We start from the raw sequence: 23,924 nt of genomic DNA on the forward strand, positions 1-23,924 counted from the left end.
TGGAAAAAGCGGGTGTAAGGACAAACCCAAATAGAATCGCGAAGAAACAGACAACAGTTCTCATTGCACCACCGTAATCTCACTAGAGCCCTTGCCACGAAGCCTTAGCGCAGAAGTCTTTACGGGCGATGTATCCCAGATCGATGGTTTTCGATTAGACCGGCAGGGTTTCCTTGCCCTGTTTCTGAACACGATACCAAGCCCAGAACAGCCGTGCTGCGACGCCTCTGTTCGGTGCCCAATCTGCGGCAATCCGGTCCAGTGTTTTTAAATCCGGCTTTTCACTGAGTTCGAACGCGTCGCGAACAGCGATTTGAAGGGCAAGGTCTCCACTTGGAAAAATATCCGGGTGACCTGCGCAAAAGAGAAGAAATATGTCGGCCGTCCATCGCCCGATCCCTTTGATCTCACACAATTGGGTGTGCGCGTGTCCGGCCGAAGCAGTCGCCAGCCCCGCCAAATCTAGGCCGTTCTGACAGGCTGTTGTTACGGCGCGCAGAGTTCGGATTTTGGGTTTGGACAAGCCAACCGCCGCCAGATCTTCATCGCTAAAGCTGGACAGGTTCTCAGCGGTCAATGGCGTGACCAAGGTCTGCAAGCGGGCAAAGATTGCGCTCGCGCTGGCAACGGAGACCTGCTGGCCGGTAACTATGTGTGCCAATCCTTCAAAGTCAGCTGGCCGACGGCGCAGCGGCAAAGGCCCTGCCTTTTCCGAGATGCTCTGTAAGCGCGGATTTGCAGTAAGAAGCTCCGAAAGCCCCTGGTTCAAGTCATCTTCTGTGTGAATTGGCTTCATCACGGGACTTCGACGATCTCCACGCTTGCGCAAGGGTAATGGAATGATAGGAACGGTTAGCCGTAAAAGACCCGCAGCTTCCAATCAACCGTTCTCAAACTTCATGACCGAGCCCGTCTTTCGTTTCGCGCCTTCTCCGAATGGACATCTGCATCTTGGCCATGCCTTGTCGGCTTTGCTGAATGCCCGCGCGGCAGTGGCGTTGCATGGCCGGTTCCTTGTGCGTGTCGAAGACATCGATCAGACCCGGTGCAGGCCTGAGCTGGAACGGGATCTGTTTGAGGATCTGGCATGGCTTGGGGTTCCGCTTGATGAGCCGATGTTACGTCAGTCGGAAGCCTTTCCGCACTACCGGTCGGCGCTGGAAAAGCTTCAGGACCTCGGGCTGGTCTATCCGGCCTACCTGACGCGGGCCGAGATCAAACGCTTCGTTGCTGGTCACGAAGAAAAGGGCAGCCCTTGGCCACGGGATCCGGATGGCGCGCCGCTTTATCCCGGAGACGATGCGGTTCTGAGCGAAGAGGAAATACAACAACGGTCTCAGAGCGATGCGCCCTTTGCCCTCCGGCTTGATATGAAGGCGGCTCTGAGCCGGATCGGAGAACCGCTCACCTGGCAGGAGTTCGGGGCGGAAGGTCCAGCATTGTTTGAACCGGCAAAAACAATTGCCGCGGATGCTGCATCCTGGGGCGATGTGGTTCTGGCCCGGAAAGACACGCCGACCAGCTATCACCTCTCCGTTGTCGTCGATGACGCGCGCCAGGGAATCACGGATGTGCTGCGCGGCCAGGATCTCTATGCAGCAACAAGCGTCCACCGCGTTCTGCAACATTTGCTAGACCTGCCGGAGCCCCGATACCGCCATCACCGGCTGATCCTTGGTGACGATGGCCGCAAATTGTCCAAGTCAAACCGGGATACAAGCCTGCGATCCTTGCGGGAAGCCGGCGCGACCCATGCGGATCTTCGCAAGCGTATTGGGCTCTAATGCTCTGCCTTATTCACTACATCCCGAGCACATACTCCAGGAACCAGATCCAGAGACTTGTCGTCAAAACGGCGAGCGCTGTTGTTACCGTGATCGCGTTCGCTGACATGGCGTGACCGGTGCCGTATTTGTTCGCGAAAACATAGGCATTGATGCCGGTTGGGCAGGCGGCCGTCAAAGTGGAGACCGCCACCCAGAGCGGTGGCAAGTTGAAAACGAAATACCCCAACGAGAACACGGTTGCCGGCATGATGACGATCTTGATCGCTGACAGAACCAGCCCGGGCAGTATGTTGCCGCGCATGCCATATTGAACAAGGCTCATACCCAGCGAAATTAGGGCGAGAGGCAGTGCGGTTGCGCCTATCCGGTTCAGCAGATCACTTGCCAAAGACGGCAGGTCAAACCCGGTCATGCGCCAACAGAATGCGGCGATTATGGTGATCACAAGCGGATTGCGGATCAGGCTCTTCGCGGCGCTTTTAATCAAGGTCAACACCGGTGGGCTTTCCCCGCCGCTGTCATGGGCGGCGGCCCGCTCCATAACAATCGCCATCAAAACGGTCATAAAAGCCAGGTGGATGGAAACGATGAGCAGCAAGGGGATCAGGCCGTCATCCCCGTAAACCGCTGCGACCAGCGGCAAGCCGACCAGAATTGTATTTGCAAAGGCCGCCGAGATCGCTCCGATCGCACCGGCACGGGCATCGCGCCCGAAGCCTTTGCGAATGACGAGAGTTCCAAGTGTCCAAGCGCACGCGATCCCGAGAAAATAACTCGCCCAAAGCGCCCATGGCAGTCCTGCCGACAGATCTGCTGTCACAAGCGTCCGGAAAATCAGGATCGGAATGGCGACCACATAGACAAATTCGCCGAGCGCTTCGCTTACCTTCATGCTGAGGATTTTGGTTCGGGCCAGGCCGTATCCAAAGCCGATCAGCAGAAAGACAGGGGCGACGATTGTGAGTGTTTGAACAAACATGCCTTTGACGGGGCTTGAGCATGGCTGGTGGACACCGGCCAGCGGGGAAGGTAAGCAAGTCTGTCATACTGGTTCGCTGGAGATCGGGACGCAAGCCCCTGATGCCATCCGTTTTGAATTGGGGTTGCGCCGAATGGCTGAATACGACGAGGACAGTGTCAATCTTGCGCTTCTGGCGCATGATTTGCGCACGCCCTTGGGCGCCATGCGGCTGACAGCTGAACTGATTGAAACAGGGCCTTTGAATGATGCGCAATCAGAGCAACTGTCCGTGCTCATGAGGGCCATCGACTCTCTCGAGCAGATGACAACGGAATTGATTACGGACGCAGCTCCTGGGGATGTGGGCGAAGATGCAACTGTTTCAATATCATCACTTGTTCACGATTGTGCAGATTTGTTCCGTGTCGCTGCGGAGAAAAAAGGCCTGAAACTCACGGTCCGGCTTCAGGACACGGCTGGCGCGTGCCAGACTGGTGCTGCTGGCCAGCTCCGACGGGCTGTCTCTGCCTTGCTTGACAATGCGATCAAGTACACGGAGAGAGGCGGGATCAGTCTTGAGGTGATTTCCTGTCCGTTTCCTGAAAAGCAGCTTGGATCCTCCGAGCAATCGACTGCGAGCACTGCAGACGCCTACTGGGTCAGTCTCTCAATTACTGATACAGGGCCCGGCATTGATCCGGCGGAACGGGATGATCTGTTCCGTCCTTTTGTGAGAGGGCGCAAAGCTCAGGAAAATACACCGGGCAGCGGTCTTGGCCTTTGGGGAATTGCTCAAACGGTTCGGCAGATGGGCGGTGTCTTGAACCACTCCTCCCCGGAGACGGGCGGCAGCCGCTTCGAAGTGCAAATCCCTGTAGAGCCGGCCGCGCCCGGGATTAAAGGCGCCAAGACTGCTTCAAAGGCGGGCGCGGAAGACAATGAACTTCCTGACCATGTCCTGATCGTGGACGACAATGAAACCAATTGCCGCCTCTTGGCCGCCTTGTTGGAATCCTTTGGCGTCACCTCAGATATTGCCCATTCGGGCGAAGAGGCGATCAGACTGGCTCAGGAAAAGGAACTCGGGGCCGTTCTCCTGGATCTTCATATGCCCGGCATGGGGGGGCTTGAAGTTGCCCAGGAGCTGCGCCGGATCCGACCGGCCGAGGAGTTGCCGCTCATAGCGGTTACTGCTGCTCTGGAAGCTTTTGGCGACAATTTGCTGCGCAAGGCTGGATTTATGGAGGGGGTGGGCAAGCCGCTGGCGCCGTCTGCTCTTTACGATGTCCTTGTAAGAGCGCAGCAACTCAAGAGTGTTCACTGGATCTAGCCAGTCGTCGAGACGGGCAGCGGGGTCGCAATTAGGCTTTTGCGAGCTCGGTTGCCATTTCGAGCGCATCCGCGAGGCGGTCATCGCCCCAGAACAGCTCGCCATTTTGAAGAACGAAACTGGGTGCGCCGAAGATACCTTTCTCTACAGCTTCTTCGACAGACGCGCGCAAGGCGTCCTTTACTTCTGGCGATTTAGCAGCCTCAAGAACGTCCTTGGCAGGAGCGCCTGCCTCCAGGAGGAGGTGCGCTAAAAAGGCTTCATCGGAAATGTCCTCACCGCTGCCGAACTCGGCAATAAAAACGGCGCGCGTGAAGTCGCCGATCCAAGGCTGTGTCCGCCCTGCCTGAGCAATCCGCGCGGCCAGCAATCCGGCCTGAGGAAATGGATCCGGGATGGTCAGTGGCAGGCCATAGCGGGCGCATTGGCGCTCCATATCCCGCCACATGTAACGGCCTTTGGCCGGATAAAGGTTGAACGGCGATGTGTCCCAGCCGCTTTTCTTGAAAATCGGGCCAAGCAGGAACGGTCTCCAAGACAAGCTGACACCGGCATCCCGCGCCTGTGTTTCGATCCGCATTGCGGACAAGTAGCTGTAAGTAGAGCCGAATTCGTACCAGAACTCGATCGATGGCTGCGTCGTTGCGTGTAGTTGGACGACGTTGGACTGGATATTTGGGTCAGTGGTCATGGAGCGATCGAGTTTTTCATGAAGCACGCCGGAGAAAACCGGCAGGAAAGGATTGGATGGGCAACAGGGATGCGCTAAACAGCGGCCATGATCGACACGCGTTTGACAAAGCATATCCAGAAGATTGCCTCAAGCAAAGCTGTTGCCTGGTGCATCGCACATCCGTTCTTGGCCACCATCGCCTATGTCGCGCTGGTGTCTGCGTTTTTTCTGGCCTTTCCCCGAACCGATTTGTGGGTAAGCGGTCTTTTCTACAGTCAAACGGATGGCTTTTGGGCGCAACACAATCCGTTCCTGCAAAAAGTCCGGCATCTTGGACCGTATCTGGTTCAAACGATTGCCATCTGTTCGGTGGCCATTTTGGTGATCAAGTTGTTGCTGCCAGGCCGGCCTCCAATCGTGCCGCTGCGAAAGCCGGTGTTTCTCATCTCCACATTGATCCTGGGACCGGGGATCCTTGTGAACTCGATCCTGAAGGATAACTGGGGTCGCCCACGGCCGCGCTCGATTGAAGAGTTTGGCGGGGAGTTGCCGTTTCAACCGGTCTGGAAAATGACTGATTACTGCGCACGGAATTGCTCGTTTACGTCCGGCGAAGGGGCTGCAGGTATCTGGCTTGTGACGATGGCGTTTCTGGTTCCGGCTTCTTGGCGGAAGGCGGTTTTCGCGTTTGTGCTGCCGCTGTGTCTGATCCTGTCAATCAACCGGGTCGCCTTTGGCGGGCATTTCTTCTCCGACACCATGTTGTCCTGGGGTCTGACGTTCCTTGTGATCCTGAGCGTCTATTGGCTGCTTTATTTGAAGAAACCGCCCCTCACGACGGATCAGGGGCTGGATGAGTGGTTCACCCGAAACGGCCGGCGGCTGCATCGTCTGGCAAAACGTCTTCTTGTCCGGCTGCGTCAAGCCCTTCGTGGTTCCGGGAGCGCACAGTCGGAGAGCTAGAGAAACTAACGGGTCACTTTTTTCTCGGCCGTGTGCGTTTGAGGATCCGGGCAAATCGCAATGGCGACCGGTCTTCCACCCAGGTGATCATGTCATTCAGGTGCGGTGCTGACTTGCGGCGTTTGCGCAAGTGGCGGGCTGCGCTCCGGCTTGTGCCGATGATGACCACACTGCCGAGTGCCAAGAGCGGCACGCCAGTCGGGATCGGCAACCATACGGTCGCCAGGCCGAGCAGGATGAGAACAGCGGCCAGTGACCACCACAGGATTTTCATTTCAGCGCCAGAAATTGAAACGATCAACTTCTGATTAGCGCAGCGACTGAGACGGATTTATGAACCTCTTGGTTCGAACGTCACAAATGCGCCTTCAAAGCGGTCAGTAAGGATCGGCTGCCACCATCGATCATTTGGTAGACCCGTTCGAAACCATCATCGCCGCCATAATAGGGATCCGGCACATCTGTTGGCGGTGAGTTCAGGAACAAACGCAGGCCCGTATGGTCTTTCTTGGTGCGTGATTTCAGTGTGCTTAGGTTGTTTGAGTCCATCGCCAAGATGAAATCAAACTGCGTGAAATCGCGATCCGTCACCTGGCGGGCCCGTTGTGCAGTCAAGTCAATTCCGTGCCGGGCGGCGACCTCAATCGATCGGGGATCCGGCGGGTCTCCGGCATGCCAAGCGCCCGTTCCGGCTGAATCAATTAGGAAGCGATCGCTCAATCCGGCATTTTCCACTATGGCGCGAAAAACCCCTTCGGCGAGCGGTGAACGGCAGATGTTGCCAAGGCAGACGAAAAGTACTGAAGTCATAAGCCTATCAACCGAGCATAGTCGCCGCTGTCAAGCGGATCGGCTGCGGTCCTGACACTTGCTGTCGGGTACAGGTTTTGAAGAGCATCCCTCAGAGTGCCGGGCGCCGAGTTGTGAACCACCGGCACAAAGGTCGATGAGGGACAAAATGAAGGCGTCGGGTTTGGCGGTGATTGAAAGATTCAGCAAGGTCAGGTGGCCCGTTTGGCTAAAGGGGCTGGCATCCGCTGGCATCACGTCAACGGATCCCTATGTCCGGCGCCGGCAGATGGTCGTGAACGTTTCGGCGCTGGTTGGTATCGCTGACAACCTGTTTCATACGATCCAGAACCTGACCTATGCATTTCATGAACTGATGCCGCTCAGTATTTATGGGATCATCATGATCTGCCTGTTTGGCGCGACTTCGCGACTGCATCGCTTTGGCGACAACGTTGCGGCGATCTATTTCGTAATGGTGATCGCGACCGGAAACACGTTCGTAGTTTGGTCGCTGGGTTTGGAAAGCGGAACGCAGGCCTATTTTGCCCTCGGTGGTGCGGCCTTCATCTTTTTTGGGGTGGGACATTGGCGCCTTTTCGCAGGCTGTTTCTGTCTTGCTCTGGTTCTTTTGGTTTCTGCGTACGTCTTTGCGCCAAACGTTGGACCTGTGATGCCTCATGACCTTGCCTTTCGAAAGCAATTGGCAGCGCAGGTCATGGTCAATGTTCTGATCATCTCCAGTGTCTTGATTGTATATGCCTTGACGGCGTTGCATCGCGCTGAGGCTGCATTGGCAGCCGAACACGAGCGAGCCGAAACCCTGATCGAGACCATCATGCCTCGGTCAATCGCAGACCGGTTAAAAAATGCGCCGGAAACCCGTATTGCTGACCGGCATGACGCTGTGACCGTGCTCTTTGCGGATCTCGTTGGGTTCACTCCAGCAGCGCGGAACCTTCAACCGGATGAGGTGGTTGGGTTTCTTGATGGCCTGTTTCGGGACTTCGATCATCTGGTCGAAGAGTTTGGCGTTGAAAAAATCAAGACGATCGGGGATGCGTACATGGTGGTTGGAGGGCTGCAGAGTCCGCCCCACGAGGCTGCGGTTGCGATCGGTCATCTGGCGCTCAAGATGATGAGTGTGATCCAGTCCAGTGAACCGCTCAGCGGCGTGCATCTAAACCTGCGGATTGGTATTCATACCGGACCAGCCATTGCCGGTGTGATCGGAAAGCGGCGGTTTTCCTACGATGTCTGGGGAGATGCCGTGAACGTCGCGAGCCGCATGGAATCGCATTCCGTGGCCGGAGAGATCCAGGTGACAGACGCATTTCGTAGTATGGCCGGGTCAAATTTCTACTTTCAAGAGCGAGGCGCTGTTGAAATCAAGGGCGTCGGCAAGATGCAGACAGCCTTCTTAAAGGGAGTGAAGCATGGTTGAAAAGCTGACGCCGGAGGAGCGCTCTGCTGGTTTGGAGAGCCTAGAGAACTGGCAACTCGTCAATGGCCGGGATGCAATCACCGCGACTTTCAAATTTGGTGATTTTTTGGAAGCCTTTGGGTTCATGACACAAGTTGCCCTGGCCGCAGAGAAGATGAACCATCATCCCGAGTGGTTTAACGTTTACAACACTGTCGAGATCACCTTGGCAACACACGACGTCGGTGGACTGAGTGCCTTGGATTTGAGGCTTGCGAAAAAGATCGATCAGATCGCGGGTAAATAATCGCGCCGTGACGAATGTTCCGGTGTTTGGGGGCATTCAAAGAGCCGGCTCCGAACTCTGCGGTTCGTTTCCGTTCATCCAGTAAAACGGTTTAGCCCTTCCGGATCACGAAGCTGTGCCCTGTTTCGGTCTTTTCTTTGTTGACCAATGTATGGCCCTGTTCTTGACAGAAGTGCGGAATGTCAATTTCCGCCATTGGATCCGTTGTTTGGACTGTGAGTTCCGCGCCAGCGTTCAGTCTTGAAAGTGCCTTTTTTGTTTTCAAAACCGGAAGCGGGCATTTCAGGCCCATCAAATCCAGGGTGTTTTCGGTCACGCGCAGAACTCCATTCACAGCATCTTGCTTTCCTTGCATATATATCCTGGAAACAGGCGCCGAGAATACCCTGGTGGTGCCGTGAAAAGAGGATCCTTTGATGAGCGACGGTCTGGCAAGTCCGATAGACGTCCTGGACTTTTGGTGGGACGCGGGCGCGGAGAAATGGTTTGCGCGCGATGACGGTTTTGATGCGCGTTGCCGGGACAAGTTCCTTGCTACGATCAAGGCGGCACAGCAGGGCGACCTGGATGAATGGGCTGAAACGCCGAGTGGTGCCCTAGCTTTGATTCTTCTGCTGGACCAGTTCACCCGGAACGTCTTTCGAGGATCTGCAGAAGCATTTGCCGCCGATCCAAAATCTGTTGCCATCGCAGAGGCGGCCGTCGCGCGCGGATATGACAAGGCCTTTCCAAAGGCGGTTCGGGTATTCTTTTATCTGCCCTTTGAGCACGCTGAAGATATGCAGCTTCAGGAGCGTGCGGTGGATTTATGTCAGCCGCTCGGAAATATGGAATTTTATCACTACGCTCTGATTCACATGGATGTTATCCGCCGCTTCGGCCGATTTCCGCACAGAAACGACATTCTGGGCCGGGTGTCTACCGAAGCCGAGATCGCCTTCTTAAAAGGCGGTGGATTCTCCGCCTAACCTTGCGGCTTTCCATATTGCGTTTGCGGCAGATCTTCGGATTTGCCGTTTTTTTATGCGTGTGTGCGCTGCACAAAAATTCTGCCTATTATTTAAACAGTTTGAGCTTGCCTGTTTAAATATTGTGCAAAATTGTTGCCTGAAAAACCATCACTACCCCGCTCGAAAATCTGCTCGCCGTTAAAATTCTTAACCGGTAAACGCCGGAAAACAGCCGTTTATTGAATCAAATCTTCAAGTTGGCACGGTCTTTGTAAAGGAGAGCGCAACACCGGTTCGTGTGCCGACTGTCGGCGCCACCAAGATCCAAGGCCCATCCAGAGGGGAACAACGGACATAGAGGCGGATCGGTTGCGGAGCTTCTTCGCCGGGAAGGGGCACTAAAGAGGGGAATGGAACGAGCAATGAAAATAGTGATGGCCATCATCAAGCCGTTCAAGCTCGACGAAGTGCGCGATGCCTTGACCGGCATCGGCATCCAGGGGCTCACGGTTACAGAAGTGAAGGGCTACGGCCGCCAAAAGGGTCATACCGAAATCTACCGCGGGACCGAATATGCGGTCAGCTTTCTTCCGAAGCTGAAGATCGAAGTCGCCGTAGACGGCGGATCTGTCGACAAAGTCGTCGAGGTCATCTCCGGGGCCGCAAAGACCGGTCAAATCGGGGACGGCAAGATCTTTGTCTACTCCATCGATCAAGTTGTTCGCATCCGCACCGGCGAAACCGACGCCGAAGCTCTTTGACATTCAGGTAAGGAAACGTACTCATGAAAAAACTTGTCGCTAAGGGCGCGGCATCGCTGGCTCTTTTGAGCCTCTCCGCCTTGCCGGTATTGGCTCAGGACGCTGAAGCAGCTCCGGCCGTCACACCGGAAGTCGCCTACATCTTCAACACCCTGTTGTTCCTGATCGGTGGTTTCCTGGTCATGTGGATGGCTGCTGGTTTCGCCATGCTAGAAGCCGGCCTTGTCCGCTCCAAAAACGTCTCCATGCAGTGCCTGAAGAACATTTCCCTGTACTCCATCGCAGGTTTGATGTTCTGGATCACTGGCTACAACCTGATGTACACCGGCGTTGACGGTGGGTTCATGGGTTCCTTCGGACCGTATTCCTTCGATCCGGTCGGCGGCGATGCTCTGGACACCGGTTACTCCACTGCATCTGACTGGTTCTTCCAGATGGTGTTTGTGGCAACCGCAGCATCTATCGTCTCTGGTACTCTGGCTGAGCGCATCAAGCTGTGGCCGTTCCTGATCTTCACCGTTGTCCTGACCGGCTTCATCTACCCGATCGCTGGTTCTTGGCAGTGGGGCGCAGGTTGGCTCTCTGAAATGGGCTTCTCCGACTTCGCCGGTTCCACGCTGGTTCACTCCGTTGGTGGCTGGGCAGCTCTTGCTGGCGCGATCATCCTCGGTGCCCGTAAAGGCAAATATGGTACGGACGGTGCCGTTCATCCGATGCCGGGTTCTTCCATGCCGCTTGCAACACTGGGTACCTTCATCCTGTGGCTCGGCTGGTTTGGCTTCAACGGTGCATCCCAGCTCGCAATGGGCTCCATCGGTGACGTGACCGACATCTCCCGCATCTTTGCAAACACCAACATGGCTGCTGCTGCCGGTGTTGTTGCTGCGGTCATCCTGACCCAGGTCATGTACAAAAAAGTTGATGTCACAATGGCTCTGAACGGTGCTCTGGCAGGTCTTGTTTCCATCACAGCTGAGCCGCTGGCTCCGAGCGTATGGCAAGCCGTCTTCATCGGTGCCATCGGTGGTGTGATCGTTGTCTTCACTGTGCCGCTGCTCGACAAGCTGAAAATCGACGATGTTGTTGGCGCAATCCCGGTCCACCTGATTGCAGGTATCTGGGGCACGCTGATTGTACCGCTGTCCAACGACGGTGCATCCTACGGCACTCAGATCGTCGGTATTGTCTCCTACGGCGTGTTCACACTGGTTGCATCCGGCATCGTCTGGTTCATCCTGAAAGCTGCCATGGGCATCCGGGTCTCCGAAGAGGAAGAGGCTCTGGGTCTCGACAAGGTCGAGATCGGTGTCGAAGCCTATCCGGAATTCGGGACCGGCTCTCAGCGCATGTAAATCGCACTTTTGGACGGTCGCCAGAAATGGCGGCGGTCCGGCCCGGCGGGGTTTGGCTCAACATCTTTCCCCAGCCGGCCAACCGAAATCTCCCAGGCGGTCTATTGGCTCGGACCGCAAACTTGGACCCCCGGGGATTTTCCCCGGGGCTTTTTTTATGAAGATCGGGGCGTAATGCCGCCGGGCGCAGGTGAGGGAAGCACTTGGCTACTTTTCGCAGGCCTGATTGGCGGGGCCGCTAGCCGAAAACGGCCTTCAAAGCTTTCGCTTTGCTCCGCAGTGAGCGCTCCAATTTGAGATCCACAGCCGTGAGGCTTGCCAGCGAAGATCCCAAAGGACCTTTTGACAGGACCAATGTTCCAATATCGACCCGGCCGCGCCAAAGCGGTTCGATCATGGAATGACCGGGGACAGCCAGAGAGTCCGCTTCAAGAATGTCCGGGCTTTGCAGGTTTTGTTTCATGGAAATGGCTGCAATCTGAGCACCCGGTGACATCCGCGCAAACGTCTCGTTGAACGCGATCTTCCAAGAGAAGACGTGAGCCCCCTCAATGAAAAGGATGAGCGAGGCGATCAAGGTGTCTCCAGCCCAAAGCTGATCAATGCGAACACCATTGTTCAAAGAGCGGTTCTTGATCACATTTCTGGAGAAGAGCGCTGTCTCCGGGTTGCTTGAGAGCGCGGTACCAGCGCGCCCTTTCCAGCCTTCGGCTTCGAGCTTCATAAACTCTTCGAAGCCTTCGATTGCCTCTTCGCCCATTAGATGGGCGATCCGAATTGGGCCATGATCCTCCAACCGGCGCAATTGTCTGCGCATTTCTTTGCGGCGCTTTCCGGACATCGCTGTTTTGTATTGGACTTCTCCAAGGTCTCCAAAGCTGTGACCTGCGCGGGAAAGCTTCTCGGCCCAGCGGCTTTCCCAGCCGGTTATCTCTTCAGCCAGCGATGCAACCCGGCTACTACAGGGCAGAAAGGGCATGGCCATGAGGTTTGCCGATCCAGCCCCAGCCCGGACAAATGCAGCGACATCGTCAGGTCCGCCCGTGTCACGCAAAAGCGGCGTTCCGAGCGGCGCGTAGTAAGAAGTCCATGTCGTCTTGATTGGAACAGCAAGCCCTGCCCGGCGACGCCTGATAGGTGCTGCCATTCGCCAGTCTTCGGAACTCTTTGCCCGTATCACCAAGAGGCGAACCGTTGCTGAGGGAAAGGCCTGCAGAAAAGGTTGAAGAAACCCCGGTGTAAAGAAAGGATTTGGATCAACGGAGTTGTCTGCCAGATCCTGCCATTGGTCCAACGGCGTTTCGGGCGCGAGCGGGTCGAGCCAGAGGACTTCCAGCTGATCCTTCCTATCCGATGGATCGGTCAAGCGGCGGCGTTCCTAGCTTGAAACATCAATGGCAAAATGAACGTTGTGATATTGAGCTTTCGTTTGGCGGCAAAAGCAAGAGCGGTGGTTTCAAATAAAATTGCGCAACTCGTGGCAACTGCAGCGCCCATCAATCCAAGCCATGGGATGAAAATGAGGTTGAGAACGACGTTCAAGACAAATGTGGTTCCATAAATGACCGCACAGGTTTTCTGCAGCCCGGTCATGGTCAATAGTGCGTCGGCTGGACCGATAGAAGCACGTGCAAGCACGCCAATCATCAGCACGGCAATGAGCAGATACCCATCTGCGAATCCGGATCCAAACAGTTCAAGAAGCCACGGGGCAATGATCAGCAAACCAATACCGGCTCCCACGGACGGCCAGAAGGTCCAATGCACTGCCTGACGCACATAAGCTGCCAGGCCGGTCATGTCATCGCTGTGCAGGTAGCGGGAAAACCTATGCGCCGAGGCGGCGCGTACGGCAAAATAAACAAAATGCACCAGAGCCAGTGTCTTGGAGGCTGCGAAGTAGATTGCGACCTGATCCGGTTCTTCAAAGAAGCTCACCATTATGACATCAGCACTGGTGATCAGCTGGAGAAAACCGTCGACAACCAGCATCGGCAGGGAAATCAAAATCCAGAGCCGAACATCAGTCTTTTTTGGCCCTTTCGGCAAAACCGGCTTTAAACGCTGGTTGAGGTGAACGTGCTGGTAGGCGGCGACCAGAAACGCAGACAAGACAGCTGCCATCGCCGCAGTGGTTGCGGTTGCCTTACCGGCAATGACCAGAAAAATCAGAATGATCATCAGGAGTGCCGCCGGACGCCAGATATAGGTTGGCAGCATTGCCAAGAACGGCCAATCATAACTGCGTGCGATACCGTCTTGTGCCATGGCGTAGGAGAAAAATGGCAAGGCGAGCAGGGCAACGGACAACGGAACAACGTAACTCGGATCGATCACCGGCTGCAGCAATGCGATGATCCCAATCCCGGCACCGGCAATCGTCGATCCGATTAGGAACACCGAACGGCGGCTCGTGCTGATGAAGCCCCGGAGGCTGTCCGGATCTCCCGCCTCGCGGTACTTCGGAATAAACTTGCTGGCGGAAGAGGAAAATCCGCCACAGGCCATGACGCCAAGGATAATCACAAACGTCCAGGCGACGGCGAAAACGCCGTAATCATAGGCACCAAGCATTCGTGCGAGGACAACCTGGGACAGATAGGCAAGTGCTGCGCCGCCTACACGAATTCCGAACGTTGCGATGGCCATCCGCTGTGCGGCTTGATTATCCGTTCCGCCCGCCCCCAATAGGCCAAACGCCCGCGTGGCCAGTTGTTTCAACTGCGCAGCAAGGGTTGCGTCCTGACCGGTATTGGGCGTCGAATTGTCCGGAGACTGCACGAAAAATTCCTTTTGCGTATTCTTCCGTATTTATGACATGGGGACATTAACATTCCGTGGCTTGCAGCTGCGGCAAGGCCAAGACGGCAACGTACAGATCGTATTGCAGAGCAGTTTGCATGAGAGAGTGCGCTTGCCATTTCCCTCAAGATCGCACTAACAAGGCAGACGAACTGTACGATTTTCCGGAGCGGTGTCCTGACCCTTATTGCTGAGAACCTGACCATTGATCGCGGCGGGCGCCGGGTGTTTCAAAACCTCTCTTTCACTCTCAGCCAAGGCACCGCCCTTGTGGTGACCGGAGCGAATGGTATCGGCAAGTCTTCATTGTTGCGCACCCTGGCGGGCCTGGTTGCTCTGGCGGGTGGCATGATCCGTTACGAGAGCGGTGAAGACGACAGGCCAGCGCATGAACACTCACATTATTTCGGCCATCAAGACTCGGTGAAGCCGGCATTGTCGGTGCTCGAAAATCTTGAGTTCTGGCAAAGTTTTACAGCACCTACGGCTGCAGCTGGTTTTGCCGGCGAGCTGCGTAAGCCGATGGAGGCTTTGGAACTGCTCGGGATTGGTCATACCGCACACTTGCCCGCTGCCTATCTGTCTGCGGGTCAAAAACGGCGGTTGTCGTTGTCCCGGCTGTTGGTAACTGCGCGGCCGATCTGGTTGATGGACGAGCCGACCTCTGCACTGGACAAGAATTCCGAAGCCCTGCTCCTGAGTTTGATGAATGGCCACCTGGAAGCCGGTGGCTTGATCGTGACGGCGACCCATACCGAGTTGGCGTTGACCAAAATTCAAACACTGCATCTGGAAGCTGCACAACCTGCTGAGCAGGCCCTTGAGGAGGGCTTCCTATGACAGGCTGGACTATGGCGTTGTTTCAACGGGACTTGAGGCTGTCGGTCCGGGTGGGCGGCAGTGCCTTGGTCGGCGTTTTGTTTTTCCTCGCCGTTGTAACGGTCATTCCTTTCGGTGTTGGCCCGGATCTCAACCTATTGGCACGGATCGGTCCTGCAATCCTCTGGATCGGGGCCCTGCTGGCAACGTTGCTCGGACTGGATCGCCTGTTTCAAGCGGACCGGGATGATGGTACACTTGATCTGATGCTGATGGCGGGACGACCCCTGGAGCTGGTTGTCCTGATCAAATGTTTGGCGCATTGGACCGCGACAGGTTTGCCGCTGGTGGTCGCCGCGCCCGTGCTCGGTATCTTCTTGAACCTGGATCCGGTCTCCATGGCGGCGGTCACCGCAACGCTGCTGGTCGGAACCCCGGCGCTTACTTTAATCGGCGCAATCGGTGCGTCGCTGACGGTCTCTCTGCGCCGTGGTGGCCTCCTGCTGGCCGTTCTGGTTGTCCCGCTCGCGATCCCTGTTCTGATTTTCGGCGTCAGTTCGGCTGATGCTGCGATCCGTGATCCTGTGCCTTTCCTGACGCCGTTTCTGATCCTCTGTGCGCTGTCTCTCATTGCGGCCGTTGTTGGCCCGATAGCATCTGCCACAGCACTGCGATTTGCGTCAGACTAACGCCATATTGATCGCCCTCAATGCCTCCTGCGGCAGACTTGTCCATTGAAGCGGGCAAAGCTCTAGATTAGAACGGTTCCATGGCATTTTGGGATTACGCAAATCCGACGCGGTTTTTGAGGTTCGTGCAGGTGGTCCTCCCCTGGTTGACAGGGCTGTGTCTCCTGTTGTTCGCGGTCGGGCTTTACATGAGCTTCTTCGTCGCGCCGGAGGACTATCAGCAAGGGGACACGGTGCGGATCATGTACATCCATGTCCCTGCCGCCTGGCTGTGCATGATGTGCTACTCGGTCATGACCCTGTCGTCGATCGGCACTCTGGTCTGGAAGCATCCGCTGGCGGACGTTTCGGCGAAAAGCGCTGCTCCGATCGGTGCGGCTTTCACCTTTATGGCGCTCGTGACCGGCTCCTTGTGGGGCAAGCCCATGTGGGGCACCTACTGGGTCTGGGATGCCCGCCTGACGTCCGTCCTCGTCCTTTTCATCATGTATCTGGGCCTGATGACACTGTGGCGCACGATGGAAGACCCGATCAAGGCCGGGAAAGCTGCGGCCGTTCTGACGCTCGTCGGCGCCCTGAACCTGCCGATCATCAAATTTTCCGTCGATTGGTGGAACACGCTTCATCAGCCGGCAAGTGTGATGCGGTTTGATGGCCCGACCATTCACCCGGATATCTTGTGGCCGCTGTTGGTGATGGCCGTTGCCTTCACGCTGATGTTCTTCGTTCTTCACTTGATGGCCATGCGCAATGAAATCCTGCGGCGGCGTGTCCGCGCTCTGCGGATGCGTGCAGCGAGTGCCGCACAGCCAGGTCCTGCCGGGGCCGCCCAACCTGCGGAGTGACGTCATGGATCTTGGACCACACGCCGGATTTATCCTCGCCTCTTATGGCCTGTGCCTATTAACGGTCCTGGTCCTGATCGCATGGGTGCGATTGGACAAGGCCGCGCAGGAAAAAGCTCTGAACGACCTCGCTGACCAAGGCATCAAACGCGCAAGGCCGGAAGACAGGAGCACTCAGGTCTCATGAGCACACTTGAAAATGGTTCGGGATCTGAGCCCAAAAAACGTGGCTTTCCGGTCCTCGTTCTGCTGCCCTTGATTGTTTTTGCAGCGCTTGCCGGGCTGTTCCTGTTTCAGCTGACGCTCGGAGACGATCCGAGCAAGATCCCATCCGCGCTGATCAATAAACCTGCGCCGGAGTTTTCCTTGGAGCCGCTTGAGGGCTTGTCTGAAAACGGCGCTCCAATGCCCGGATTTTCGCGTGAAGACTTGATCGGTCAGGTTTCCGTCGTGAACATCTTTGCGTCCTGGTGCGGCCCGTGCCGGCAGGAGCACCCGCTCCTGGAAGAATTGGCGAAGCTGGACGGCTTCCAGCTCCTGGGGATCAACTACAAGGACAAAGCCGCGAACGCGCGCCGGTTCCTTGGAAGTCTCGGCAACCCTTATGACCGCATTGGCGTCGATGACAGCGGACGGACAGCCATCAACTGGGGTGTCTACGGCGTTCCGGAAACCTTCATTGTCGATAAGACCGGCACCATCCGCTACAAGTTCATCGGCCCGCTCGATCCGCAAAGCTATGAGACCGGTTTCCTTCCGGAACTGAGGAAGATTATGGCCGAGGGGTGAAACCCTCGCGCTGATCACGGGCTGTCTTTCAATTTTCACAAACGTACGAAAAACCAGTGGTGCGCACGCTATCACCGCCACGTGACTCGCTCTTTACAAGGTGCCTGCCTATCTTACTGAAAACAGTTACGGGACAAGAGCCAATGGTGGGCATCCATACCCGGACAGCACGACACGCTGTCCGAGCGTGTTTCATTTTTGTTTGCGGATTATTTGCGGCGGGCATTTCCTCGAATGCTGCGAACGCGGGGCCGCAGAAGGTCGTCGAGCTCTTCACCAGCCAAGGCTGCTCTTCCTGCCCGCCAGCTGATCGGCTCGCTGAGCAGCTTGTACAGGAAGAGGGGGATATCCTGACGCTGGTTTTGCCGGTCGATTATTGGGATTACCTTGGATGGAAAGACACGCTTGCGAGCCCGGTTCATTCGCAGCGCCAGCGTGCGTACGCTCAAAAGCGCGGCGACCGGTCGGTTTATACTCCGCAGATGGTGATCAACGGTGAAGAACATGTTGTCGGAAGCCGCGAAGCGGATGTCCGTGCTGCCCTGAAGCGTGCCGAACCGCTGGCTACTGACGTGACACTCAAAATCTCGGATATGGCCGTCGAGGCTAAGGTCAGCGGCGAGTTGCCTGCGGGTGCAAAAATGGCAACCGTCTATTTCCTGCGCGTGCAGGATGAAGCGACTGTGGACATTGGCCGCGGGGAAAATGCGGGCCGCGAAATCACTTATGTAAACGTCGTTCGGGATCTCATGCCGATGGGCATGTGGTCGGGCGGCGAAGAGACGTTCCGCATGGCAAAGACGAAGCTGAACCTGATCAGCGACGCCCGGTGCATTATCCTGATCCAGGTTGAGGATAATGAGGGGCCGGGGCAGATCATTGGCGCTGCGGCCATGGATTGGAAGAAGGGCTTTTAGGTGTTGCTGCCAGCCGGTCCGCACAAGTTCCGAGAAACCGCCAACCCAAAAAAAAACCGGCCAACAGCCGGGGTTTTTTTGAAAGGCTTTCAGTCCAAGTGCCGTTAGAGGATTGACCGGTTTTAGAGCAAGTCGCGTTCCAACGGATTCAGGTGCCGCTGCCACTCGGCTTTGTCTCGTACGCGAAACCTGAAGCAGCCTGAAATCAATGAAACACGACACGCTATAAGTCTCCGTTTTTCACTTGATAGTCCCGATTGCCGGTTGTCTTGAGGGCAAAACCTGTTACCCCTTGCAGCGCTCAGAAAACCAGCGGGCCGCCGAGGCCTTAGGGGGTCTTAATGGCGGTTGGCTCGCAGCTCCGTATTGCCTTTTTCAGCATTGCAATCGGTCTTGTGGTCCTTGGCCTGAAATTCGGTGCCTACTGGCTGACCGGGTCTGTTGCGCTCTACTCCGACGCGCTTGAGACCATCGTCAACGTTGCCTCATCCTTCGCAGCGCTCATAGCAGTCTGGTTCGCTTCCAAACCTGCTGACAGCAATCATCCTTATGGTCATGACAAGGCAGAGTATTTCGCCGCCGTTCTTGTTGGCGTGATGATTGTGTTGGCCGCCTTGTCGATCTTCAGGGCCGCCTGGATGGGGCTTGTACACGGCGACAGTCCCGATTTTTCACCGCTCGGCATCGGGCTGAATGTTCTGGCCGCACTGATCAATGGGCTTTGGGCGGCTTATCTGATGCGGGTCGGCCGAAAAGTCCGGTCGCCGGCGCTTGTCGCCGATGGCAAGCACCTTTTCACCGATGTTGTCAGTTCCCTCGGTGTCCTCATTGGCGTGGTCCTCGTTCTTCTGACCGGTTGGACGATCCTGGACTCGGTCTTGGCGATTTTGGTTGGCCTCACGGTCTTGTGGTCCGGTTGGGGACTAGTCAAAGAATCTGTCGGTGGTCTTATGGACGAGGCAGCTTCAGCCGATGTTCTCGAAAAGATCCGGCTGCAGATTTCCGAGCAAGGCGAAGGCGCGCTGGAAGCGCATGATCTGCGAACGCGTATCGCCGGAAAAACGACCTTCATTGATTTTCATCTTGTGGTTTCCGGCTCCATGACCGTTGAAGCAGCCCATGAGATCTGCGACCGGATCGAGGCAGCCATCAGTGAAGATGTGCCGGGCGCTCGGATTACCATCCACGTGGAGCCGGAACACAAGGCGAAGCATTCGGGTATTGTCGTGCTCTAAGCCTTTTCAATTCGCTGCGAATGGGTCTACTCTCCGCGCTCTTTCTTGTTTTCCGGAACACTCCTGATGCCATTCTGGCGGCGTTTTCGCGCTCAATTTGTTGACCATGTCATTCTGATTGCCGGTGCTTTGTTCATGAGCTTGCCGGTTTACGCCTTGTTTGCAGCAACCACGCATGCGCCTGGCACGCGGATCGCACCTCGCCTGGATATTGGGGCGCATGGTCTTGAGAACTACACCGCGTTTCTCACAACAAGCGCAGGCTTTTCCGGCGATGTGACGGCTGCCCTTATGCTTTGGAATTCTTTCGTTTTCGGGGCAGGATTTGCTGCATTGAAAACCGTGGTCTCGCTTCTGGCTGCCTTTGCGCTTCTCTATTTCAGGGTCCGGTTTGCGACGTTTATCTTCTGGCTACTGCTGTTGACCTTGATGCTCCCATTGGAATCCCGGTTTCTTGCAACCTACGCCGTTGCTGCCGATCTTGGGCTCGTCAACACGCACGCCGGACTGATTTTGCCGCTCACCGCGTCCGGACTTGGCACGCTGTTTTTCCGGCAATTCCTGATGACGGTTCCCGACACGCTGCAAGAATCAGCGCGGCTGGATGGAGCGGGGCCTCTTCGGTTCCTGACCGATATCCTGGCGCCCTTGTGCCTGCCCACCGCATCTGCGTTGTTTCTGGTGCTTTTCGTCACAGGCTGGAACCAGTACCTCTGGCCGGTCATGATCACATCCGATGAAGCGTCCTACACAGTTGTCAGGGGGATGCAGTTTTTCGGACAGAACAGCCTGTCCGGGGTCATGCTCGCGGTTGTCGCCGTTTTGCCTCCCGCCACCCTTGTCATCTTGTTTCAAAGACAGGTGGTTAAAGGTCTCTTCGACGGCTCACACTAACAAATACGGAATGATATGACTTTTGAGGCGATCCTCTTCGACTGCGACGGCGTTCTGGTCGATTCTGAGAAAATCTATGTTGAGGTGGAGCGTGAACATCTCGCCCGGATCGGACTGAATTATAGCCTGGACGACTATATGAGCCGCTTTCAGGGGCTTGGGAGCGCCGATTTCTGGGCCAAACTGGATGGTGATCACCGCGCGTTGGGCAAAGGGCCTCTGCCCGAAACGTTTGGTCCGGAACTCGATGCCGCCACCTTGGAGCGGATCAATTCCGAGCTTGCAGAAATCGTCGGGATCAAGACCTTGCTCGAAGCGCATGACGGCCGGCGAGCGGTTGCCTCATCGTCACGTCTCCACCGTCTGATCCATAAGCTTCAACACACAGGACTTCACGACTATTTTGCGCCGCATATCTACTCCGGCGAACAAGTGACCAATGGCAAACCGGCACCGGACTTGTTTGTGTTCGCGGCTGAAAAACTGGGTGTTGCACCGGCAAACTGTCTGGTGATCGAGGACAGTTCCAATGGTGTTCTGGCCGGCCTTGCCGCCGGGATGACCGTCTGGGGATTTGTCGGTGGTGGCCACAGTCATGATGGTCACGCGGAGCAGCTTATAAGTGCGGGCGCGCACAAGGTGGTGGACAGCCATGCGGATCTCTCTGCCTTGCTGGCTGCTTGATCGCCTGGATTTAAGAGACGTTTTGTTTACGCGACTTCTTCGCGGGCCTGATTGCGTAGAATTCTGCGAATGACCTTGCCTGTCGTGGTCATGGGCAAGGAGTCGACAAACCCAATTTCACGAGGGTATTCGTGTGCGGACAATCGGTCGCGAACGAACGAGCGGATACTGTCTTCCAGGGCAGGGGTCGGCTGTTCCCCGGTTTTCAGAACCACATAGGCTTTGACGATTTCGGTGCGCAGCGGGTCCGGTTTTCCAACGGCTGCGGCTAGCGCAACGGCCGGATGTTTGATCAGGCAGTCTTCAATTTCCCCCGGACCGATCCGGTAACTGGCGGAGGTGATGAGGTCATCGTCACGGCCGACGAAATGGACATACCCGTCCTCATCCTTCACTCCTTGATCGCCGGTGATCATCCAGTCGCCGATAAACTTGTCCTTCGTCGCCTCCGGTTTGTTCCAGTATTCAAGGAACATCACGGGATCCGGACGCCTTACAGCGATTTGACCGAGTGTCTCTGTAGGGACAGGATTGCCGGCTTCATCAATGATGGCAACGTCATGGCCGGGCGTTGCCTTGCCGATTGCGCCAGAGCGGGTGACGCCCAAGGCCGCGCTGGAGCCGAGGACTGCGTTGCATTCGGTCTGGCCATAGAACTCGTTGACCTTGAAGCCGAATTCATCGGCGAACCAGTCGTAGGTTTCCTTGCCGAGCGATTCTCCGGCTGAGCCCACACTGCGCCAGTTTAACTTGAACCGGCTGGCCGGATTTTCAACCGCCCGCAGCATGCGCAATGCAGTTGGTGGGATGAAGGCGTTGCGGATCTTCTGTTGCTCCAAGAGCCGGAATGCGAATTCCGGATCGAACTTCCGTGAAGCGTGACAGACAACGGGAACGCCGAGCGACAGAGCTGGGAAAAGGGCGTTCAGCAGACCGCCCGCCCAAGCCCAATCGGCCGGTGTCCAGAACAGGTCGTCCGGTTGTCCAAGAAAGTTCTGTGAGAGTTCGATCCCTGGCATGTGCCCCATCAGCACACGGTGACCATGAAGTACGCCCTTGGGCTGGCCCGTAGTGCCGGATGTGTAGATCATCAAAGCCGGATCGTTCGGGCCAGTCTGGACTGTCTGAAATGTGTCTGAAGCGCGTTCCTGCAACTCAGAAAATGCTTCAACGCCTTGCTCTGCTCCATCAACGGAGATGACCAACTCCAGACCTGGAAGTTGGTCCCGGACCTCGCTTAGCTTGGCAAGGCCTGCGGTGTCTGTCACCAAAGCTTTCGCGCCGGAATCAGACAGCCGGTAGCTAAGGGCTTCCAAGCCGAACAAGGCGGCCAGTGGAACCGCGATCGCGCCGATTTTATACGTGGCAAGATGCGCAATGGCGGTTTGCGGGATTTGCGGCAGGAGCAGGGCGACCCGGTCTCCGGGCTTTACTCCGAGTGCCTGTAAGGCATTGGCAAACCGGTTCGCTGCCCGGTTCAGTTCCAGATGGCTCCAGTCTTCGCTCTGCCCGTCATCAAGAATACGCCGGATCGCGAGCCGGTCCGGTGTTGCTACTGCCCATTGATCGCTGACAACAGATGCCATGTTGTAGGCTGCCGGCTGTGGCCAGGCGAAGTCCTGCGTGAGCGTGTCGAAGGTGCTGGCTGGGTGCAGCATGTGTCCAGGTCCGTGCTAAAAATTTGGGCAGCGGAGTGTAGGTGTTGCTTTGCTGCGGCGCAACAGAGGATTTTCGACCTATTTCCGGGCAAGCGGATGGGCCGTTTCCACCAGCTCCCGCAATCGCTCATCCAGCACATGGGTATATATTTGTGTGGTGGAAATGTCCGCGTGTCCAAGCAGTTGCTGGACCACGCGCAGGTCCGCGCCGTTTTGCAAAAGGTGGGATGCAAAGGCGTGCCTCAAGACGTGCGGGGAGACTTGCGACGGATCCAGGCCTGCTGCAATCGCGAGGTCTTTGAGATCCCGACCGAAGTGTTGACGGGTCAAATGCCCGCTTCCGCCATGAGAGGGGAACAGCCACGGACTGTTTTCATAAGCGCCTTCCGCCGAACGCAACCCGACATACATCTTCATGGCAGACTGGGCGGCATGAGACAAAGGAACGAGGCGTTCTTTACCGCCCTTGCCCTTGATCTCAATCAGCCGCGCGTCCCGTAAAGCGGCAGTGACCGGCAGTGCCACCAGTTCGGAGACCCTCAGCCCGGTCGCATAAAGCACCTCGATGAGCGTGTACATACGCTGCGCGCGCAAGGCGGCTGCGGCTGATTTGTGAGACGTTTCTGTTTGCAGACGTGCCGTTTCGATCAAGCGATCGACGTCGTCCATGGAAAGGACTTTTGGCAGGCTGCCACGTTTCTTTGGCGCCGATAACGTACGGGTCGGATCGTCCTGGCGGCTGCCCTCTGAATACAGGAACTTGTAGAACTGCTTTAGGGCCGATAGCCGCCGTGCCTGAGAACTTTCAGCGAAACCGCGGCGGGTGAGGTCGCTCATATAGGCTGATATGTGGTCCGAGTTTGCCTCAGCCAGTTTTGTCCGGCTGAGAAAACCGGAAAAGTCTTCCAGGTCCCGCCGATAGCCTGCCAGCGTGTTTTCCGCCGCGCCCCGTTCTGCGGCGAGCATTTCCAGGAAATTCTCCAGATCAAACCCGGTTGCCATCAGCGGCCAAACCCATCCTTCTTGACCCGCACGGTGATCTCGCGTTCGCGTGGCTCCACGAATGTCGCCAGAGAATAGACCGCGCCGTAGCCGAGTGCGCCCAAAATCAGGAGCACGATCAAAAGGCGGGTGAGCGTTGGCACGTCGGTCTCCGTTGGTGTCGAATCAGACTTCTTGGCATGGTTCCCCAAGCTGTTGATTGTTGCAAGTTCGCTGCGCAGCACAAGCGCTGATGTTTCGCGCTGTGCCCTCGTGCGTTTTGCCGCGAATATGGTAAAACGCCGCCATGAAGAA

28 protein-coding genes are annotated in these 23,924 nt (G+C 56.4%); 17 read left to right on the forward strand and 11 right to left on the reverse strand.

Annotated elements, in window-relative coordinates; genetic code table 11:
- Positions 1-154: 154 nt before the first annotated feature.
- Entirely contained in the window at positions 155-796 is a 642-nt protein-coding gene (locus RBB44_RS20845; RefSeq protein ID WP_306149719.1) for a DNA-3-methyladenine glycosylase, read from the reverse strand.
- Between the two features lie 103 nt (positions 797-899).
- Between RBB44_RS20845 and gluQRS the strand changes: the two genes are divergently transcribed.
- Positions 900-1,784 carry a tRNA glutamyl-Q(34) synthetase GluQRS gene (gene gluQRS / locus RBB44_RS20850; RefSeq protein ID WP_306149787.1) on the forward strand — a complete coding sequence of 295 codons (885 nt, stop codon included), beginning with the start codon at positions 900-902 and terminating at the stop codon, positions 1,782-1,784.
- A gap of 16 nt (positions 1,785-1,800) precedes the next feature.
- Here the strand turns inward: gluQRS and RBB44_RS20855 are convergent, their stop codons facing one another.
- Positions 1,801-2,766: an AEC family transporter gene (locus tag RBB44_RS20855; protein ID WP_209180068.1), complete on the reverse strand. Its 966-nt coding sequence runs from the start codon at positions 2,764-2,766 to the stop codon at positions 1,801-1,803.
- On the opposite strand from RBB44_RS20855, the gene RBB44_RS20860 reads away from it, so the two are divergent.
- Positions 2,765-4,078 carry a hybrid sensor histidine kinase/response regulator gene (locus tag RBB44_RS20860; protein WP_306149718.1) on the forward strand — a complete coding sequence of 438 codons (1,314 nt, stop codon included), beginning with the start codon at positions 2,765-2,767 and terminating at the stop codon, positions 4,076-4,078. The genes RBB44_RS20855 and RBB44_RS20860 overlap by 2 nt on opposite strands.
- 31 nt (positions 4,079-4,109) lie before the next feature.
- Here the strand turns inward: RBB44_RS20860 and RBB44_RS20865 are convergent, their stop codons facing one another.
- Positions 4,110-4,769 (reverse strand): 2-hydroxychromene-2-carboxylate isomerase, encoded by a 660-nt coding sequence (locus RBB44_RS20865; RefSeq protein WP_306149717.1) that lies wholly within the window; start codon positions 4,767-4,769, stop codon positions 4,110-4,112.
- 87 nt (positions 4,770-4,856) lie between these two features.
- Here RBB44_RS20865 and RBB44_RS20870 point away from each other — a divergent pair, with 87 nt between their 5' ends.
- Complete coding sequence (locus RBB44_RS20870; RefSeq protein WP_306149716.1) at positions 4,857-5,714, forward strand: phosphatase PAP2 family protein; 858 nt, start codon at positions 4,857-4,859, stop codon at positions 5,712-5,714.
- 13 nt (positions 5,715-5,727) lie between these two features.
- Here RBB44_RS20870 and RBB44_RS20875 read toward each other — a convergent pair whose 3' ends face one another.
- Together RBB44_RS20875 and RBB44_RS20880 are read right to left on the reverse strand one after the other, a co-directional pair.
- A complete protein-coding gene (locus RBB44_RS20875) occupies positions 5,728-5,988 on the reverse strand; it encodes a hypothetical protein (protein WP_306149715.1) in 261 nt (86 codons plus the stop codon).
- 80 nt (positions 5,989-6,068) lie between these two features.
- Positions 6,069-6,524 carry a low molecular weight protein-tyrosine-phosphatase gene (locus RBB44_RS20880; protein WP_306149714.1) on the reverse strand — a complete coding sequence of 152 codons (456 nt, stop codon included), beginning with the start codon at positions 6,522-6,524 and terminating at the stop codon, positions 6,069-6,071.
- Between the two features lie 148 nt (positions 6,525-6,672).
- Here RBB44_RS20880 and RBB44_RS20885 point away from each other — a divergent pair, with 148 nt between their 5' ends.
- Together RBB44_RS20885 and RBB44_RS20890 are read left to right on the forward strand one after the other, a co-directional pair.
- Positions 6,673-7,947 (forward strand): adenylate/guanylate cyclase domain-containing protein, encoded by a 1,275-nt coding sequence (locus RBB44_RS20885; RefSeq protein ID WP_306149713.1) that lies wholly within the window; start codon positions 6,673-6,675, stop codon positions 7,945-7,947.
- The gene (locus RBB44_RS20890) at positions 7,940-8,233 is read left to right on the forward strand and encodes a 4a-hydroxytetrahydrobiopterin dehydratase (protein WP_306149712.1); all 294 of its coding nucleotides are present in this window, start codon (positions 7,940-7,942) and stop codon (positions 8,231-8,233) included. The genes RBB44_RS20885 and RBB44_RS20890 overlap by 8 nt, the downstream gene beginning before the upstream one ends.
- Positions 8,234-8,324: 91 nt before the next feature.
- Here the strand turns inward: RBB44_RS20890 and RBB44_RS20895 are convergent, their stop codons facing one another.
- Positions 8,325-8,588, reverse strand: coding sequence for a sulfurtransferase TusA family protein (locus tag RBB44_RS20895; RefSeq protein WP_306149711.1), 264 nt, complete (start codon positions 8,586-8,588; stop codon positions 8,325-8,327).
- A 61-nt stretch (positions 8,589-8,649) separates the two neighbouring features.
- On the opposite strand from RBB44_RS20895, the gene RBB44_RS20900 reads away from it, so the two are divergent.
- The 3 genes from RBB44_RS20900 to RBB44_RS20910 all read left to right on the forward strand — a co-directional run bounded on the left by RBB44_RS20900 (position 8,650) and on the right by RBB44_RS20910 (position 11,296).
- On the forward strand, positions 8,650-9,201 hold the full coding sequence (locus RBB44_RS20900; protein ID WP_306149710.1) for a DUF924 family protein: 552 nt from the start codon (positions 8,650-8,652) through the stop codon (positions 9,199-9,201).
- Between the two features lie 404 nt (positions 9,202-9,605).
- Positions 9,606-9,944, forward strand: coding sequence for a P-II family nitrogen regulator (locus RBB44_RS20905; protein WP_040452614.1), 339 nt, complete (start codon positions 9,606-9,608; stop codon positions 9,942-9,944).
- 23 nt (positions 9,945-9,967) lie between these two features.
- Entirely contained in the window at positions 9,968-11,296 is a 1,329-nt protein-coding gene (locus tag RBB44_RS20910) for an ammonium transporter (protein ID WP_133952408.1), read from the forward strand.
- A gap of 238 nt (positions 11,297-11,534) precedes the next feature.
- On the opposite strand, the gene RBB44_RS20915 is transcribed toward RBB44_RS20910, so the two are convergent.
- Both RBB44_RS20915 and RBB44_RS20920 read right to left on the reverse strand, forming a co-directional pair.
- Complete coding sequence (locus RBB44_RS20915; RefSeq protein WP_306149709.1) at positions 11,535-12,662, reverse strand: GNAT family N-acetyltransferase; 1,128 nt, start codon at positions 12,660-12,662, stop codon at positions 11,535-11,537.
- The gene (locus tag RBB44_RS20920; protein WP_306149708.1) at positions 12,659-14,077 is read right to left on the reverse strand and encodes a lipopolysaccharide biosynthesis protein; all 1,419 of its coding nucleotides are present in this window, start codon (positions 14,075-14,077) and stop codon (positions 12,659-12,661) included. Before RBB44_RS20920 ends, RBB44_RS20915 begins: the two co-directional genes overlap by 4 nt.
- A gap of 198 nt (positions 14,078-14,275) precedes the next feature.
- On the opposite strand from RBB44_RS20920, the gene ccmA reads away from it, so the two are divergent.
- The 9 genes from ccmA to RBB44_RS20965 all read left to right on the forward strand — a co-directional run bounded on the left by ccmA (position 14,276) and on the right by RBB44_RS20965 (position 20,970).
- Positions 14,276-14,938 carry a heme ABC exporter ATP-binding protein CcmA gene (gene ccmA / locus RBB44_RS20925; protein WP_306149786.1) on the forward strand — a complete coding sequence of 221 codons (663 nt, stop codon included), beginning with the start codon at positions 14,276-14,278 and terminating at the stop codon, positions 14,936-14,938.
- The gene (ccmB, locus tag RBB44_RS20930; protein ID WP_306149707.1) at positions 14,935-15,606 is read left to right on the forward strand and encodes a heme exporter protein CcmB; all 672 of its coding nucleotides are present in this window, start codon (positions 14,935-14,937) and stop codon (positions 15,604-15,606) included. The genes ccmA and ccmB overlap by 4 nt, the downstream gene beginning before the upstream one ends.
- An 80-nt stretch (positions 15,607-15,686) precedes the next feature.
- Positions 15,687-16,451, forward strand: a complete 765-nt coding sequence (locus RBB44_RS20935; RefSeq protein ID WP_008196280.1) for a heme ABC transporter permease — start codon at positions 15,687-15,689, stop codon at positions 16,449-16,451.
- Positions 16,452-16,455: 4 nt separating this feature from the next.
- Entirely contained in the window at positions 16,456-16,638 is a 183-nt protein-coding gene (gene ccmD, locus RBB44_RS20940) for a heme exporter protein CcmD (RefSeq protein ID WP_133952398.1), read from the forward strand.
- Positions 16,635-17,240, forward strand: coding sequence for a DsbE family thiol:disulfide interchange protein (locus RBB44_RS20945; RefSeq protein ID WP_133952396.1), 606 nt, complete (start codon positions 16,635-16,637; stop codon positions 17,238-17,240). Before ccmD ends, RBB44_RS20945 begins: the two co-directional genes overlap by 4 nt.
- A 143-nt stretch (positions 17,241-17,383) precedes the next feature.
- Entirely contained in the window at positions 17,384-18,157 is a 774-nt protein-coding gene (locus tag RBB44_RS20950; protein ID WP_209176206.1) for a thioredoxin family protein, read from the forward strand.
- A 341-nt stretch (positions 18,158-18,498) separates the two neighbouring features.
- Positions 18,499-19,392 carry a cation diffusion facilitator family transporter gene (locus RBB44_RS20955; RefSeq protein WP_306149706.1) on the forward strand — a complete coding sequence of 298 codons (894 nt, stop codon included), beginning with the start codon at positions 18,499-18,501 and terminating at the stop codon, positions 19,390-19,392.
- A 66-nt stretch (positions 19,393-19,458) separates the two neighbouring features.
- A complete protein-coding gene (locus tag RBB44_RS20960) occupies positions 19,459-20,286 on the forward strand; it encodes an ABC transporter permease subunit (RefSeq protein ID WP_306149705.1) in 828 nt (275 codons plus the stop codon).
- 15 nt (positions 20,287-20,301) lie between these two features.
- Positions 20,302-20,970, forward strand: coding sequence for an HAD family phosphatase (locus tag RBB44_RS20965; RefSeq protein ID WP_306149704.1), 669 nt, complete (start codon positions 20,302-20,304; stop codon positions 20,968-20,970).
- Positions 20,971-20,996: 26 nt separating this feature from the next.
- Here RBB44_RS20965 and RBB44_RS20970 read toward each other — a convergent pair whose 3' ends face one another.
- The 3 genes from RBB44_RS20970 to RBB44_RS20980 all read right to left on the reverse strand — a co-directional run bounded on the left by RBB44_RS20970 (position 20,997) and on the right by RBB44_RS20980 (position 23,773).
- Entirely contained in the window at positions 20,997-22,628 is a 1,632-nt protein-coding gene (locus tag RBB44_RS20970) for an AMP-binding protein (RefSeq protein WP_306149703.1), read from the reverse strand.
- Positions 22,629-22,706: 78 nt separating this feature from the next.
- The gene (gene xerD, locus RBB44_RS20975) at positions 22,707-23,630 is read right to left on the reverse strand and encodes a site-specific tyrosine recombinase XerD (RefSeq protein ID WP_306149702.1); all 924 of its coding nucleotides are present in this window, start codon (positions 23,628-23,630) and stop codon (positions 22,707-22,709) included.
- The gene (locus tag RBB44_RS20980; protein ID WP_008192774.1) at positions 23,630-23,773 is read right to left on the reverse strand and encodes a hypothetical protein; all 144 of its coding nucleotides are present in this window, start codon (positions 23,771-23,773) and stop codon (positions 23,630-23,632) included. The genes xerD and RBB44_RS20980 overlap by 1 nt, the downstream gene beginning before the upstream one ends.
- Positions 23,774-23,924 lie beyond the last annotated feature (151 nt).

The organism is Roseibium sp. MMSF_3247, from assembly GCF_030733765.1.
Classification (GTDB): domain Bacteria; phylum Pseudomonadota; class Alphaproteobacteria; order Rhizobiales; family Stappiaceae; genus Roseibium.

Excerpts from the sequence above, each read along its gene's own strand:
- RBB44_RS20890 (WP_306149712.1), top strand. The coding sequence starts at position 7,940 with ATGGTTGAAAAGCTGACGCCGGAGGAGCGCTCTGCTGGTTTGGAGAGC.
- RBB44_RS20900 (WP_306149710.1), top strand. The coding sequence starts at position 8,650 with ATGAGCGACGGTCTGGCAAGTCCGATAGACGTCCTGGACTTTTGGTGG.
- RBB44_RS20875 (WP_306149715.1), bottom strand. The coding sequence starts at position 5,988 with ATGAAAATCCTGTGGTGGTCACTGGCCGCTGTTCTCATCCTGCTCGGC.
- ccmB (WP_306149707.1), top strand. The coding sequence starts at position 14,935 with ATGACAGGCTGGACTATGGCGTTGTTTCAACGGGACTTGAGGCTGTCG.
- RBB44_RS20845 (WP_306149719.1), bottom strand. The coding sequence starts at position 796 with ATGAAGCCAATTCACACAGAAGATGACTTGAACCAGGGGCTTTCGGAG.
- RBB44_RS20965 (WP_306149704.1), top strand. The coding sequence starts at position 20,302 with ATGACTTTTGAGGCGATCCTCTTCGACTGCGACGGCGTTCTGGTCGAT.
- RBB44_RS20945 (WP_133952396.1), top strand. The coding sequence starts at position 16,635 with ATGAGCACACTTGAAAATGGTTCGGGATCTGAGCCCAAAAAACGTGGC.
- RBB44_RS20935 (WP_008196280.1), top strand. The coding sequence starts at position 15,687 with ATGGCATTTTGGGATTACGCAAATCCGACGCGGTTTTTGAGGTTCGTG.
- RBB44_RS20960 (WP_306149705.1), top strand. The coding sequence starts at position 19,459 with ATGCCATTCTGGCGGCGTTTTCGCGCTCAATTTGTTGACCATGTCATT.
- RBB44_RS20865 (WP_306149717.1), bottom strand. The coding sequence starts at position 4,769 with ATGACCACTGACCCAAATATCCAGTCCAACGTCGTCCAACTACACGCA.
- RBB44_RS20885 (WP_306149713.1), top strand. The coding sequence starts at position 6,673 with ATGAAGGCGTCGGGTTTGGCGGTGATTGAAAGATTCAGCAAGGTCAGG.
- RBB44_RS20955 (WP_306149706.1), top strand. The coding sequence starts at position 18,499 with ATGGCGGTTGGCTCGCAGCTCCGTATTGCCTTTTTCAGCATTGCAATC.
- RBB44_RS20870 (WP_306149716.1), top strand. The coding sequence starts at position 4,857 with ATGATCGACACGCGTTTGACAAAGCATATCCAGAAGATTGCCTCAAGC.
- gluQRS (WP_306149787.1), top strand. The coding sequence starts at position 900 with ATGACCGAGCCCGTCTTTCGTTTCGCGCCTTCTCCGAATGGACATCTG.
- RBB44_RS20910 (WP_133952408.1), top strand. The coding sequence starts at position 9,968 with ATGAAAAAACTTGTCGCTAAGGGCGCGGCATCGCTGGCTCTTTTGAGC.
- RBB44_RS20860 (WP_306149718.1), top strand. The coding sequence starts at position 2,765 with ATGCCTTTGACGGGGCTTGAGCATGGCTGGTGGACACCGGCCAGCGGG.
- RBB44_RS20855 (WP_209180068.1), bottom strand. The coding sequence starts at position 2,766 with ATGTTTGTTCAAACACTCACAATCGTCGCCCCTGTCTTTCTGCTGATC.
- RBB44_RS20895 (WP_306149711.1), bottom strand. The coding sequence starts at position 8,588 with ATGCAAGGAAAGCAAGATGCTGTGAATGGAGTTCTGCGCGTGACCGAA.
- RBB44_RS20905 (WP_040452614.1), top strand. The coding sequence starts at position 9,606 with ATGAAAATAGTGATGGCCATCATCAAGCCGTTCAAGCTCGACGAAGTG.
- RBB44_RS20880 (WP_306149714.1), bottom strand. The coding sequence starts at position 6,524 with ATGACTTCAGTACTTTTCGTCTGCCTTGGCAACATCTGCCGTTCACCG.
- xerD (WP_306149702.1), bottom strand. The coding sequence starts at position 23,630 with ATGGCAACCGGGTTTGATCTGGAGAATTTCCTGGAAATGCTCGCCGCA.
- ccmD (WP_133952398.1), top strand. The coding sequence starts at position 16,456 with ATGGATCTTGGACCACACGCCGGATTTATCCTCGCCTCTTATGGCCTG.
- RBB44_RS20970 (WP_306149703.1), bottom strand. The coding sequence starts at position 22,628 with ATGCTGCACCCAGCCAGCACCTTCGACACGCTCACGCAGGACTTCGCC.
- RBB44_RS20950 (WP_209176206.1), top strand. The coding sequence starts at position 17,384 with ATGGTGGGCATCCATACCCGGACAGCACGACACGCTGTCCGAGCGTGT.